This window comes from Ruegeria sp. CDSC054 (assembly GCF_059610645.1).
On sequence record NZ_JBXWOA010000003.1, the window covers coordinates 202429 to 215344 of the forward strand.

The window sequence follows — 12916 nt, forward strand, 5'->3', positions numbered from 1 at the left end:
TCAACGGCCACCATTGCCCGATGTTGCGCCAAGTCCTGCGAGCCTAGCGATCTGCTCAAGGGCAGGGTCAGATTTGTTTTGGGGTCTCTGGGCAGGTTGGTTACTGCTAGTTCGGTTGTCATAATTGCCCTCCATGAGTTTGGTGAAATTCTGAGACTTGATCAGCCAATCGAACCCAAATCCGGCCCACGGCTTCTGTGTTCTCCCGCAGAGGAAGTCTGAGGCTTGCGCCTTCTCAACGGCGATACGCCAGCCCTCGACCCCGTCGCATTCCTGCAGCCGGGCGCGAATTTGCTTAGAACGATTTGGAGATATCTTCTGGACTTGGGGCCATCCGGAAACCTCAGCCGCTGTGTTGTAAATCTTTACAGCTTCAGTCAGCCCATTTGCGGGCGAAACGGACATGGATACGTTAGTATCCTTATTATATAACTCTGGTTCTAACTCTAACTGGCATCGCTGGGGCATATGCTTGGGGGATGCGTTCGCATTAGTGCCTCCATTGTTTTTATTGGATTTTTTATCCCAACGTGATTGCGCTGCTGCTTTAGCTTTCGCACTCTTTTCTGTCGTGTTTTGAATCTCTTTTTCGACTCTTTCGTTGAAAAGGCCGTTTTGTGTCTCAATGATTTTGCCCTCGGAAATCAGGTATTCGAGCGACTTCAGGAAGGATGCTTTTGACTTACAACCGCACAGTCGGGACAGGCGATTATCGTCCCGCTCAATGGGTCCGGCCATCTCATACATCTTGGCAATGAGGGCGATGTAAACGCCTGTCTCGGCGTCGGACATTCCGCGCGTTCCGGCCAGCCAGTCAGAGGGGTAAAAGGCGATGTGCAGGATGCTCATTTACTTCCTCCGTCAAAGATATATGTAAGGTATGCTCCTGCCATGATCTCGCGCGCCAGAGCGGCGAAACCTTCAAGGGTAAGATCCGCCCATAGGTCAGCCGGAAAAGCCCCACAGAAAGCCCGCATTGGGACCGTGGCGCGGGTTTCCATACGGTCACCCCGCCATATTACTGCAGGGATCTTGCCCTGCCGTTCTGCGGCCTCTGTGGCTTGCTTCTTCCAGCCATCAGCGCAGGTGCTTGCTTTCGCGCGGCGCTTTAGTTCCGGTGAAAACGGAAACGCCGGTTCATCTGGGATTAGGTCATCAAACCCCGGTCCTTGATACTGGCGCAGGTTGCGGGCAAAGGTGATGCCGGTGAGGGCGAACAGCTCTTTCGCCACCTCACGTTCATACGACGCGCCCTTTGTGCGGCTGTGGCTACCCAAGGTCAAAACCCTCCTGCTTTGGTTGCGCAGGCGCAGGGACAAATAGGTCGGGCTGTCGATAGGCTTCCTCAACCCGTTTGCAGGCTATGTCGAAATATTCCGGGTCCAGTTCGATACCGATGCCTTTACGGCCCATCTTGGCGCAGGCAACTAGGGTTGTTCCGCTGCCCATGAAGGGATCTAGGATTGTATCGCCTTGGTTGGTCCAGCTTTGAGCGTGGTCATGCGCCATTGCGTAAGGCATGGGAGCAGGGTGCCCGTTGCTCTTGTTGCTGTTGTTGGTCAAACGCCAGTAATTGAAGCGCATCCCGAATGGCTTAATTTCTTTTCCAACCCCAGAGCTTTTCTTGGTTGTACCGTCTGGCTGCCTGTCCGTCCCGTGCATTAAAGTCCCGGCCCATTTATTCGGGCGGTCTTTGATCGGGTTGAATGTCCTAGGTGCGCCTTTTGAAAAGACAAACATGTACTCAAACCCAGAGAAATAACGCACATCCTCTGGAAAGTTCACGTTATCTTTAACGTAAATCATAGTGTCATGCAGGTTTAAACCGCAGTTCATCGCGTGTAGCGCCTGCCGAAAAGAACTGCCTGTTTCAGAGCCTTTTATTGTGGCGTCTGCTACATTCCACATACACACCGCGCCGCGCTTCAAGCACGTTGCGACCCCGGAAATTGCATTTAGCAGGTCTACACCTTGGAAATCCTCGCCATAGTTGCGCAGATTATCGTAAGGCGGCGATGTCACCACAGCGTCAACCGGGTCCAGCAGCGGCATAACCTCAAGACAATCGCCCTGTATTAACCGGCAGTCGCCTATGCGCTCTTCGCGAATAATAGCCACTCACTCGCCCCCGCTTTTCGCAGGGAGAGGCGCGGAACCAGCGCTCGCCTTAGATGTACCTGATTTGCCGGTTTTCCTTACCCTGCCCTTGATTTCGCTATCCTTGGTGCTAATATTGTTAGCTCGGGGAAGAAACGTGAATGCGCTCTTGGGGCAATCAATCCCTGCCTCTGCGCACATTTCAGAAAGCACACCATACCAACTGGCGGTGAAGCGACCCTTGAATTTCGCGTAACGGATGGAGTGATGTTTGACGTTAAGCTCGGCGCAGATTGCGTCAGAGCCCAAAGCACTGGTGATTTGATGCACGATACTGTCCATATCGCACATGATGCTAAATCATTTAACAAAGGTCAAGCTAAAAAGCAGAGTTGGCGTAAAGCAATTAAGCAATTTAAGGTCAACACCATGAACCCGGAGAAGCCCAGACCCTACCTGGATATTGCGGAGCGTCTGAAATGGCACCGCGAGGAAATCCAGAAAATGACTCAGGCTGACTACGCCGAGTCCATCAACATAAAGCGACCTGCTTACTCCCTATGGGAAGCTGGATCTCACCGCTTATCGCTGGATGGCGCTCTCGCTCTACGGAAGAAATACGGGCTATCAATGGACTTCATGTATGAAGGCATAGATGATGCGTTGCCGATGACCTTGCGCAACGCTTGGCGCGATAAGCCCTGAGTCAGTTCAAATAGAAAATCGATAGTCAGGCCGGTCTTTCTCGCGGCCTCAATTAGTATTTCTTCACGTTCCATTCTGTACCTTTAGGGATTTTTTTTATTACCCCCTCACCCTAGAGATGCGAAGTCTCAAATTGCAATATCCTAGGCGTTCATTTTGAACGCTCACTAAATATGCGCTATATAGTTATGTTTAATGGGGAAAACTTAATCAGTCGTGCCTCGCTGATGTTCGCATTAGGGTTTAGGGTCGCACATAGCTGGATTAAATCCTCGCTCAAAGGGGTCCCTCTGACTGCTGCTGCACCAACCTCATTGACCAACCGAACTGCTCCCGCGCGACCATCTGGGGTCGCCTCCCATTTTACCCCGATCCGTCGGCAAACCCCTTGATCTTCCCTCAGCAACAAGCGCCGATAAACGGTTGTACGGTTCTGCCCTATATATGTGGCGAGCTCAGAAACCCCCCACGGTCCAGGGTCTTTTACTAGCGTGATGATTAACGCGCGCTCGAGGTAATCGACCCCTAAAGCTGCGTAAATTCTCATGATCCGGCCAGCAAAATCCAAATAAAGCCGCGCGTCACTTGTTATCTCATCACCCATTAAAACCACCCCTAATAACACTATACATAATACTGATTCGTCAGGCGACGGGAAGTAATTGCTAAACCTGAATATAAAATTTTTTAGCAATATGGTATTGCATTGTAAATTAGTTTAGCATATTCTCTCTACATCAAACGGGAGATTGATATGTTTTGCGAACGCATTGCCGCTGGTCAGAGAACAGCTCCTAGTTGGACTGTTTGTGACCGTGAAATCGACATTACAGATGTGTGGGTGGAAGAGACCGATCCGCTGAATGAGCGGAATGAGATTGCCACGGCATACCTTGAAGATGCTGGATTAGACGGTCAGCTTGAGATTGCCGGGATTTCAATAACCGAACCCGAAGGCGATAAAACTTACCGCGACCGTAATTGGGCTGCTAAAGTTCTTGGCTGGTCTGCAATCTACCGCATTGAAGAATACGAATATGCCGAACCCGGTATTGGTGACGATATTCGCTATGACGAGTGGAAGGAGTCTTTGTCATGATCCTTCTGGAAAAATCTCCATACGATGCGGATCTCGGGGAAATGATTGGCCGCGACCCCCGCAAGCTGACCGCGGAGGAATTCGCGGCGCACCTACCGGATGCACAAGTCGGGTTCAAGGCCATACGCGCGAAGTGCCTAGATTGCGCGCACAATTGGCAGGAGGTCCGCAAATGTACCGCCACATCATGCCCATTGTGGCACCTACGTATGGGCTCCAAGCCTAAAGCCTTGCGCGAAATTCGCGGTGAAAAAATGAAGGAGTCGCTGTCATGACACGCCATTTCAAAACAGAGCAGGACGCAGCAGTAACCAGTGTTTCGTTTTCGTGTATCGCGTCAGAGGGCAATGACCCGCAGCGGGTGGAAGCCCCGCACCCGCGCGACCCTGAGAATATGGACCCTTACGGGGCGCAGAACCATCCGTTACCGCCGTTTGTTCCGAGGGAGGACTAAGCCATGACAGAGACAAAGTTCACGCCGGGGCCTTGGGAGGTTCCAGACCAGGCGTACACCCGCAGTCTCACAGTTGTGACGGCAGGCGGAATGGATGCACCTATGATCCTATGCAAGGGGTCCGGAGGGGCTGCTTCTTACACAGATAAATTATGCGAACTTGGATGGAAAGACGATGGTGAATGGATCGCCAACGCTCACCTAATCGCCGCAGCGCCGGAACTGTATGACGAGATGCAAGAACAGGCCAACTATCATTGGCGTGAGTACAGGTATTTTACTGACTTAGGTCTCGATGAAATAGCGGCAGTTAACAAGCATCAGGCCGAGAAAGTTGACAAACTTCTAGCCAAAGCACGGGGGGAAGCATGACCCGCAGAGCATTAGAGCGCTTGAACGCCCCGCAGATGCGCCGTGACTGGCTGGCCGAACGGTACAAGCTAATCATTCTGGCCGCCCTTGTCGTATGCGCTGCAATTGCGGCGCTGGGCACCAACTAGACACCGAGTTCTCGCCAACGGGCGAGACCAACGACCCCGGCGGGTATTTTCCTCCCGTCCCGCTGGGGTCAACTAGGAGATTTCAAAATGACCAAGCAAGAGAAGATAGAAGATCCCAAGAGCGATGTGCTTAAAGGTCTCGATCTGTTGCGCGCGCCGTTCCCCGAGAACGCCATTTCAAAGCTGCCGAAGCCGACGAAAAAACAAACAGAGGCAGTCAGAGATGACTTCAAGAAAGGTGTTCGTTGCCAAATTTGCGGCGGATGGCACCACCCTAAAGTGGTCCACCTTGACTACGTTGGTCACGCGGCTTTGACAGACCGCCTACTGGATTGCGATCCGCGTTGGAACTGGGAGCCCCTTGCATTCACTGAAAAAGGAGCCCCCGCACAAGATGAAAACGGCGGTATGTGGATTAAGTTAACTGTCTGTGGTGTGACGCGGTACGGATACGGGCACCCAGACGGCAAGAGCGGCGGGGACGCGATTAAAGAGGTTATCGGTGACGCTTTACGTAATGCGGCTATGCGCTTCGGCGCAGCGCTCGACCTTTGGCACAAGGGCGACCTGCATCCCGATCCGGCGCCGGAGGAGGATAAAAACCAAGCCCCTAAAGAGCAGGAATCCAATCTCCAGCGTTTGGACGTAGAGAAAATCCGCGATGCCATGCTTGCAGCAATCCGAGGAAACGGAGCGGCACAGGTCCAGGCTGATCCAAGGTTCAGTACCGATTTATCTCTGCTCCGCAGTCAAGCGCCTGAACTGGCGGCCCAGATTGAGGCTGAGATTACCACACAGGCCGAGGCTCAAAAGCCCGTCTTGGAAGGCGATGAAATCCCTTATTGATAGGAGGAAAGACATTGAGTGAACTATGTGTAGTGGGTCATAACAACCCGCCCGACCCGATTGACGAAGCCCTCGCGCCTTACGGTGACACCATCACCGAGGCTGAGGGATGGCTTGATGGGTCAAAGGTTGAAAACGAAGGCCAGATGGATGCCGTTGACGCCCTAACTAAAGAAATCAAGGCCGCGTTGAAATCGGTCAATACCAGCGAGAAGTCAGCCGCTGCCCCACTGCATGATGCGTGGAAGGCGGAAAAGGCACGATGGAAGCCGACGATTGACGACCTGTCCCGCATCCGCGACGGACTCGTTTCCCTAGTTGGTGACTTCAAAAAGAAACTGGCCGCCGAAAAGGCTGCAGCAGAGCGCGCAGCATGGGAAGAGGCCGACAAGGCACGGCGCGAAGCCGAGGCCAAAGCCGCCGAAGCCGCAAGCGGTGACATTGACGCACAACGCGAGGCCGCCGCCGCCAAGGAACAGGCCGCAGCACTGGTGAAAGAGGCCAGCGCCGCTCGTAATGATACCGTCAAGGGAATGCGGAAGGTCCAGAAGTACGAGATTCAGGATCACCGCGAAGCTCTACACGACATTGCAAAGAACGACCGCGATGCCGTGACCGGGTTTATTGACGAGTATGTGCGGCGAAACTTCAAAATTCGTAGCATTAAGGGCGTTCGCGTCTGGGAAGAAAGGGAGGCGTTTTAATGGCAGGTTCAGTCAACAAGGTCATTCTGGTCGGAAATCTCGGCGCAGATCCAGAGGTGAGAACATTCCAAAATGGTGGCAAGGTTTGCAACCTGAGAATTGCCACGTCCGAAACTTGGAAGGACAAGAACACCGGCGAGCGCAAAGAGCGAACCGAATGGCATAGCGTTGCCATATTCAGTGAGGGACTGGCGCGCGTAGCGGAGCAATACCTGCGCAAAGGCTCGAAGGTCTATCTCGAAGGGCAATTGCAGACCCGCAAATGGCAGGACCAATCTGGGCAGGACCGTTACTCGACTGAGGTTGTTCTCCAGGGGTTCGGCTCGACCCTTGTGATGCTGGATGGCAAGCAGGACGACCAGCAGGGCTATCAGCAGCAACGGCCAGATGACCAAGGATATAACGCCCCGGCTTCCGGCGGCATCGATGACGACGAGATCCCGTTCTGATGGACTCGCAATCCTTCACCTTTGATCGCTTTTCGGTGCGCGGGCTGGCTGCACAGGCTGTGTTCGACGCGCCGGATGGGTGGGTGTGCGATATTCACCCGCCTAAGCGGTCTCTGAGCCAGAATGCCTTAATCCACAAATGGTTTGGAGAGATAGCAAAGCAAACAGGTGATGCCGTTGATGAGGTGAAGCTGGACTGTAAGGGCTGGCAGGGCATCCCGATACTACTAGGCGAGGATGCCGACTTTGCCGAGTTCTATGACAAGTTCAAAGAGATGTATCCGGACCCGCGAGAGCGCAGGCTGAAGCTCAAATATGTCCCCGTCACCAGCATCATGACAACCAACCAGTTAGGCCGGTTCGCGGACGCCGTATTCCGAACCTACACCGAGCAAGGCGTTTGCCTGACAGTGCCGGAGGAAAAGAAATGAACATGCTTTTTCCAAAGCCAGCCAAGTTTAAGTCGAAGAAACTCCGCGACTTCGCGCGGGGACAGGATTGCTTGCTTAATCTCGATTGCTGCAACCGCAACCCGGAAACAACCGTCCTCTGTCACATTCGCATGTTTGGCGTAGCGGGCATGTCAGTGAAGCCACCGGATTTTTTGGCCTTCCATGCCTGCAGCGAGTGCCACCGCAACGAAAAAGACGCCGGATATGATGATATCCTACGCGCATTAATGCTCACACTGATCCGCGTTTATGAGCGCTTCGGAACGCTAACGCCTTGAGGGAAAATAGATGATTACAAAGCTAACAGAACAACAAGTTTCCGCCCTATCTGAATGGCGGGATATGTGGCTTGAGATTGGTCTCTCCACAACGCCAATCGATGAGGATCGGGCCAAAACTGCTGTATCCAATATGTACGAGTGTGCGAACCTTGCACCACCGTCAGTATTCATCTTTCTGGACAGCCCGCAGCAAGGCGCAATCGCTGCGTCGATGCTGAGGGATACGAAATTTAGGGATCAGGTCTGGGATCAGGTCAGGGATCAGGTCAGGACTCAGGTCGAAGATCAGGTCTGGGATCAGGTCGGAGATCAGGTCGGGGCTCAGGTCAGGGATCAGGTCGGGGCTCAGGTCAGGACTCAGGTCAGGACTCAGGTCAGGGATCAGGTCGGGGATCAGGTCTGGGATCAGGTCGGGGCTCAGGTCTGGGATCAGGTCGGGGCTCAGGTCAGGGATCAGGTCAGGGCTCAGGTCTGGGATCAGGTCAGGGATCAGGTCGGGGATCAGGTCAGGACTCAGGTCTGGGATCAGGTCGAAGATCAGGTCGGGGATCAGGTCGGGGCTCAGGTCTGGGATCAGGTCAGGACTCAGGTCTGGGATCAGGTCGGGTCTCAGGTCTGGACTCAGGTCAGGGATCAGGTCTGGGATCAGGTCTGGGATCAGGTCGGAGATCAGGTCAGGACTCAGGTCAGGAATCAGGTCGGGGCTCAGGTCTGGGATCAGGTCGGGGCTCAGGTCAGGACTCAGGTCTTACGCGCCGTCTATGGATCACATGAGGCACCGTGGTTGTCATTCCACCACTACTTTAATTCCCAATTTAGCCTCTCAGAAAGAGCGACCGGACTATTTGACGTCTCACGTGAGTGCGGCTGGGTCTGGCCGTTCCAAGGATGTGCGATAATCACCAATCGGCCGGAAGTCATCAAATTGAGTGATGACAATCTGCTGCATTGTGAAGATGGTCCAGCTATACGGTATCGTGACGGCTTTTCCGTTTATGCGTGGCGTGGCGTTCGGGTTCCCGGTGGGTGGATTGAAGAAAAAGACACGCTTGACCCGTCGGCGGTCTTGTCTTGCGAAAACGTAGAACAACGTGCTGCAGGTGTGGCGATACTCGGCATGGAGCGCATGCTGGACAGCTTGGAACATCGCATCTTGGACAGCGATCCCGACCCTTCACATGGAGATCTATTTGAAGTCAAAATTCCTGATCTACTGGAGCCTGGGCGCTTCCTGAAAGCTCAATGCCCTCGGAATGGAACGATTTTTGAAGGCGTACCCAACGAAATAACCACCGTTTTGGAGGCGCAAGCATGGCGAGTTGGCCTGCCTGCATCCGAATTTACCTACCCCAAAGTTAGAACCTAGGAGAACTGAAATGACAGCATTTGCACAGGGCGAGATTTACGCCCGCAAGATCGACAACCTGCCCGATGGCCTAGAGCCGTTTACTGAGAAAGACACAACTGGTGCTTGGATTATCAGCCATAGCGAAAGCGGCCACCATCATGTGATTGACGCGCCTGGCGTGAAAGTCATGGAGCGCACCAAGGACGTACCCGAGGGTATGCGTATTCTCTATGCGATTGTCGAAGAACCGACGAGCCTAAAGCAGAACGCCGCAAACGCACATGAAGCGCACGACATGCCGCCAGGGGTATACGAGATGCGCATCAGTCGTGAGTTTGACCCCTTCCTCAAACAAGCGCGCCGCGTAGCGGACTAGCCTTAAACACCCGGCCCAATTTCAACGCCCCCGGAGAGCGCGCAGGGCCACGCGCCAAACCCGGTGACAACATGGAACCTGTTCACAGAGCGCAACCCGGCCCTTGGGCAAGGCGCGGGCACATAGGAGGTAGGAGATGACTGATATTAGCAAAGAAGGTGTCATAATGTGGCGGCGAATGGGCGTAATGGAGCCGGATTGGTTTGAAGCGAAGTCTGGCGATTTGATTTTGCGAATTTACAGCGATTGGGGAGAGGAAAAATGGTGCGTTTCGGATGCAACAGGGAAGCCCGACGGCGAGGCGAGTACCCTTCCTGTTCTTGTGTGGCGCGACAGCCTTTTAGAAGCTAAGGAGTGGGGGCTTTCGTGGTTAGCCTCCGCCCTCTCAGCCCGTGTGGCTGAGTTGGAGGCGCAACCGCATTACCGTTACATTGGCAAAGACGGAAAGCAGATAACTGCGCGTGAATTGGAGGATCAGCGCGACATAGCTTTTGAAAGCGGACGCCTGCAAGGGCTGGATGAGGCGTTGGCGGTAACTGTTCCAAGCGCGTCATGGGGAACGGAAGGACTACCGCAAAAATACGCCGAGGCAATCGAAGCACTCAAGCAGGAGGCAGGGGAATGAACTATTGTCCGAATTGCGCAAGGCCACTTGGATCATCGCTGACAAGCTGCCCGTGTGGGTGGCGCGCCGACCTACCCGCATCGGTGACGGTGAACCGGGAAGCGATTGCTTTAGCGATCCAAGAAAAGTTTTCGCTAATGAGAAATGGGGGTGCGCTGGCAATGATTGAGGCACTCGATCTTGCTGACGCCATCCTATCCGCCATCACCCCTGCCCCTGTGGCCGATCCCGTAGAGTCGGGAAACCGCTTTAAGGAATGGTTGCTAAAACAACCCTACATCGCGGGTGAACCTGTGGCCGATCCCGTAGCAGAGGCGGCGCGCAACATGCGTCACATTTGGGAAACGGAAGGGCTTGAGGCAATGAATACCGCCCTGCGCGCTCTGTCTCAGGAGGGGAAGTGATGGCGGAATTTGCACCCATTGCAGTTGGAGAAAAAAAGGCTGCCGAAATGATGGAAATGAGCCGCAAAGAGTTTCAGCGGCTTGTTTGTGAGGGGTCATTGCCGGGACCAAAAACACTTAGCCATGGCGTCCAGCGCTGGAGCGTTGCTGAACTAGACGAAATAATGAACGGCAGCAAAATGGACGATCAGGAGATTACGTGGTGAAAAAACTTGCGCGGAAATACGTTGTATCCAAAGAGGTCAAAGGTCGGACATACTACTATTTTCGTCGCGGCGAAGTTTACCAGCGCTTACCTAACAACCCCGACAGTCCCGAATTTGACACCGAATATTGGGCGATCAGGTCCGGCAACCGAAAGAAACTGTCAAAGACAACATTTGATGCGCTAATCCAAAGCTACTATCAAACGCCAGAATTCAGAAAGAAGAAGCCAGGAACTCAAAAGGAATACCGCCGCACGCTTGAGTTAATCCGAGAAAAGAACGGTAAAGCTGACTTTACGAAACTGCGCCGCAAGGGTGTGATAGCAGCACGCGACAAATACGCAGACACATGGCGCAAGGCCAATTCCATGGTGGAAATGCTCTCTATTCTTTCCCGCCATGCAATCGACCTTGAATGGATCACGGCTAATCCCGCAGCCGGCGTCAAGAAACTGACCGGCGGGGAATATGAGCCGTGGCCCGATACTAAGCTAAGAGCATTTGAAAGCTACTGCCGAGAGCATGGCTTAGAATGGGAGCTAACCGCGTTTATGCTCTGCACCGGAACAGGCCAGCGAATTGGTGACGTTGTTCAAATGGAATGGGGTCATTATGACGGTGACTTTATCGCCGTTGTCCAGGATAAGACCGATCACAGGCTATGGGTCGCCTGCCCGCATTTTCTAAGCGCTTATCTTGAAAGCCTGCCCCGAACGGGCAAGTTCATTATGGCGAAGAACCTGACACAAGGCATTGCCAAGCGAACGATTCAACAGCGCGTTATGGAAGTGCGGGGAAAGATCAATGCGCGCGGCTATGTCATTCACGGCTGGCGGTATAGCGCCGCTGTGGCGCTCGCGGAGGCTGGCTGCAGTGACAGCGAGATACAGGCTGTCACCGGGCATAAAACGCTTGAAATGGTGCGCAAGTATAGGAATCAGGCAAACCAAAAGCAGCTGTCAAAACGGGCGCAATCACGCCGGAAATAACCACAGAACAGAACAAAAACGAAACGGGAAACCGGGAATCTAAGCGGGAAACTCGAAAATGGTCACCGAGCGAAAGAACACCAGTATCTTGATTTTACCGTTAGTTTTCAATATGGTGCGGGTGGAGGGACTTGAACCCCCACGCCTTGCGGCGCCAGAACCTAAATCTGGTGCGTCTACCAATTTCGCCACACCCGCAACCCAGGCACTCGGTGCCGGAATGTCGGGGTGAATAGCAAAGCTTGCCACGGAGTGCGAGAGGGAAAATTGAGTTGTGCGCAAGATTATTGATGACATCGGCGCAATATGCTTCTGAACTGACCGTCGTGCAAATATGGTGTCTGCCGGACGCTGCCGCTAAACGGGATGCGGGATATCCTCATGTGATGCTGTTCGCGGCAGGAAAGTAGCCTGATTTTTGGCGTTCTACGAGTAGATAGAAAAGATTACTTGGGCAAGTTTGACTAATTTTATTGTTTTGTATTTAGCAACATTCAGGTCCTTTTGGTGAGAAGGAGAAAACTATCTTACGTTGAGTAAAATGCCCCTCATCTAAGGGCGGGCTATGATGAGAACCCAAAGACGAATGCATTATACATATATTTTACAGACGTCCTCTGGGTGGATTTGGTGTCAGGTTGATTTCAAAAAATAGAATAATTACTGTTTATATACAGTGATATAGACGCATTGCCAAAAATACCACACGTGCGCATCGTTGCAAGTTTTCTGCTCTTGAATGCTGCTAACGATAAATGGCGCTGTTCACATTGACGTCGAAAATACGCTCGTAGGTTGTGGTTGAAAATACGATCAAACACAATTGCGCCACAATTCAAACGCCAAAAAATCTTATTCGCGTCAAAATAAGACCGCCTTGAAAGTCACTTATGAGCAGTAGGAGTTAATGAGTCTTTTTTGCCTTCGGGCGCTGTACGAGTTTTTTCGCTCAACTCCAGTACAAGGGTCTGAAACGTGACCAATATGATGAACTCCGCTGCTGCCGAGCAAGAAGCCGTTGGCCTTGCGCGTGAAAGTTTTCTTGGTGAACTCAAATCCCTGAACCGCGACCATCCAAACACCGGGTTTGGCGTTTCGTTGCGCACCCGCTCCGGGCGGCGATATTTGCTAGCCAACTCGCGTATGCCGCTGCCCGAAACCAAATCCGAGGGCTTTCCGACCGGGCGTCGTCTTGCCCGCCTTGAAAACAGCGAGCGATTTAGCTCGATCGAAGTTCTGGCGGATTGCCACACCTTCGAATCGATTTCGCCGGGGGCCGAAGCTGCGATCCTGGGCAATGCCCTGAATCTGATTGCCCGAATCGACACCATGACCAGCACGCCAACAGACACGTTGGCCGCGACAGGAACCGGAGGCTGAA

General features: G+C 53.1%; 21 protein-coding genes and 1 tRNA gene. 18 read left to right on the forward strand and 4 right to left on the reverse strand.

The window, feature by feature from the left end:
* The 3 genes from AC2FGC_RS08725 to AC2FGC_RS08735 are packed head-to-tail and all read right to left on the reverse strand — an operon-like array spanning position 1 to position 2052.
* Positions 1–849, reverse strand: coding sequence for a DUF1376 domain-containing protein (locus AC2FGC_RS08725; RefSeq protein ID WP_496782055.1), 849 nt, complete (start codon positions 847–849; stop codon positions 1–3).
* On the reverse strand, positions 846–1277 hold the full coding sequence (locus AC2FGC_RS08730) for a putative PDDEXK endonuclease (RefSeq protein ID WP_496782057.1): 432 nt from the start codon (positions 1275–1277) through the stop codon (positions 846–848). Before AC2FGC_RS08730 ends, AC2FGC_RS08725 begins: the two co-directional genes overlap by 4 nt.
* A complete protein-coding gene (locus AC2FGC_RS08735; protein ID WP_496782059.1) occupies positions 1270–2052 on the reverse strand; it encodes a DNA-methyltransferase in 783 nt (260 codons plus the stop codon). The genes AC2FGC_RS08730 and AC2FGC_RS08735 overlap by 8 nt, the downstream gene beginning before the upstream one ends.
* A 312-nt stretch (positions 2053–2364) precedes the next feature.
* On the opposite strand from AC2FGC_RS08735, the gene AC2FGC_RS08740 reads away from it, so the two are divergent.
* The 17 genes from AC2FGC_RS08740 to AC2FGC_RS08820 all read left to right on the forward strand — a co-directional run bounded on the left by AC2FGC_RS08740 (position 2365) and on the right by AC2FGC_RS08820 (position 11535).
* Positions 2365–2802, forward strand: a complete 438-nt coding sequence (locus tag AC2FGC_RS08740; RefSeq protein ID WP_496782061.1) for a helix-turn-helix domain-containing protein — start codon at positions 2365–2367, stop codon at positions 2800–2802.
* Between the two features lie 754 nt (positions 2803–3556).
* A complete protein-coding gene (locus tag AC2FGC_RS08745; RefSeq protein ID WP_496782063.1) occupies positions 3557–3901 on the forward strand; it encodes a hypothetical protein in 345 nt (114 codons plus the stop codon).
* On the forward strand, positions 3898–4176 hold the full coding sequence (locus tag AC2FGC_RS08750) for a hypothetical protein (RefSeq protein WP_496782065.1): 279 nt from the start codon (positions 3898–3900) through the stop codon (positions 4174–4176). The genes AC2FGC_RS08745 and AC2FGC_RS08750 overlap by 4 nt, the downstream gene beginning before the upstream one ends.
* The gene (locus AC2FGC_RS08755) at positions 4173–4355 is read left to right on the forward strand and encodes a hypothetical protein (RefSeq protein WP_496782067.1); all 183 of its coding nucleotides are present in this window, start codon (positions 4173–4175) and stop codon (positions 4353–4355) included. Before AC2FGC_RS08750 ends, AC2FGC_RS08755 begins: the two co-directional genes overlap by 4 nt.
* Positions 4356–4358: 3 nt before the next feature.
* Complete coding sequence (locus AC2FGC_RS08760) at positions 4359–4727, forward strand: XkdD/Y8K6 family phage-associated protein (protein WP_496782069.1); 369 nt, start codon at positions 4359–4361, stop codon at positions 4725–4727.
* Complete coding sequence (locus tag AC2FGC_RS08765; RefSeq protein ID WP_496782071.1) at positions 4724–4855, forward strand: hypothetical protein; 132 nt, start codon at positions 4724–4726, stop codon at positions 4853–4855. Before AC2FGC_RS08760 ends, AC2FGC_RS08765 begins: the two co-directional genes overlap by 4 nt.
* Before the next feature lie 87 nt (positions 4856–4942).
* A complete protein-coding gene (locus AC2FGC_RS08770; protein WP_496782073.1) occupies positions 4943–5701 on the forward strand; it encodes a hypothetical protein in 759 nt (252 codons plus the stop codon).
* A gap of 14 nt (positions 5702–5715) precedes the next feature.
* Positions 5716–6405, forward strand: a complete 690-nt coding sequence (locus tag AC2FGC_RS08775; protein ID WP_496782075.1) for a hypothetical protein — start codon at positions 5716–5718, stop codon at positions 6403–6405.
* Complete coding sequence (ssb, locus tag AC2FGC_RS08780; protein ID WP_496782077.1) at positions 6405–6854, forward strand: single-stranded DNA-binding protein; 450 nt, start codon at positions 6405–6407, stop codon at positions 6852–6854. Before AC2FGC_RS08775 ends, ssb begins: the two co-directional genes overlap by 1 nt.
* The gene (locus AC2FGC_RS08785; RefSeq protein WP_496782081.1) at positions 6854–7285 is read left to right on the forward strand and encodes a hypothetical protein; all 432 of its coding nucleotides are present in this window, start codon (positions 6854–6856) and stop codon (positions 7283–7285) included. Before ssb ends, AC2FGC_RS08785 begins: the two co-directional genes overlap by 1 nt.
* Positions 7282–7584, forward strand: coding sequence for a nuclease domain-containing protein (locus AC2FGC_RS08790; protein ID WP_496782082.1), 303 nt, complete (start codon positions 7282–7284; stop codon positions 7582–7584). The genes AC2FGC_RS08785 and AC2FGC_RS08790 overlap by 4 nt, the downstream gene beginning before the upstream one ends.
* Positions 7585–7594: 10 nt before the next feature.
* Positions 7595–8953: a DUF6745 domain-containing protein gene (locus AC2FGC_RS08795; protein WP_496782084.1), complete on the forward strand. Its 1359-nt coding sequence runs from the start codon at positions 7595–7597 to the stop codon at positions 8951–8953.
* Positions 8954–8963: 10 nt separating this feature from the next.
* Positions 8964–9311: a DUF8820 family protein gene (locus tag AC2FGC_RS08800; protein WP_496782086.1), complete on the forward strand. Its 348-nt coding sequence runs from the start codon at positions 8964–8966 to the stop codon at positions 9309–9311.
* A 136-nt stretch (positions 9312–9447) separates the two neighbouring features.
* Complete coding sequence (locus AC2FGC_RS08805) at positions 9448–9936, forward strand: hypothetical protein (RefSeq protein WP_496782088.1); 489 nt, start codon at positions 9448–9450, stop codon at positions 9934–9936.
* 161 nt (positions 9937–10097) lie between these two features.
* Positions 10098–10340 (forward strand): hypothetical protein, encoded by a 243-nt coding sequence (locus AC2FGC_RS08810; protein WP_496782090.1) that lies wholly within the window; start codon positions 10098–10100, stop codon positions 10338–10340.
* The gene (locus AC2FGC_RS08815) at positions 10340–10546 is read left to right on the forward strand and encodes a helix-turn-helix transcriptional regulator (RefSeq protein ID WP_496782092.1); all 207 of its coding nucleotides are present in this window, start codon (positions 10340–10342) and stop codon (positions 10544–10546) included. The genes AC2FGC_RS08810 and AC2FGC_RS08815 overlap by 1 nt, the downstream gene beginning before the upstream one ends.
* Positions 10543–11535 (forward strand): site-specific integrase, encoded by a 993-nt coding sequence (locus AC2FGC_RS08820; RefSeq protein WP_496782094.1) that lies wholly within the window; start codon positions 10543–10545, stop codon positions 11533–11535. Before AC2FGC_RS08815 ends, AC2FGC_RS08820 begins: the two co-directional genes overlap by 4 nt.
* Positions 11536–11648: 113 nt before the next feature.
* Here the strand turns inward: AC2FGC_RS08820 and AC2FGC_RS08825 are convergent.
* Positions 11649–11733, reverse strand: a tRNA-Leu gene (locus AC2FGC_RS08825).
* A gap of 786 nt (positions 11734–12519) precedes the next feature.
* Here AC2FGC_RS08825 and AC2FGC_RS08830 point away from each other — a divergent pair.
* Positions 12520–12915 (forward strand): hypothetical protein, encoded by a 396-nt coding sequence (locus AC2FGC_RS08830; RefSeq protein WP_174822482.1) that lies wholly within the window; start codon positions 12520–12522, stop codon positions 12913–12915.
* Position 12916 lies beyond the last annotated feature (1 nt).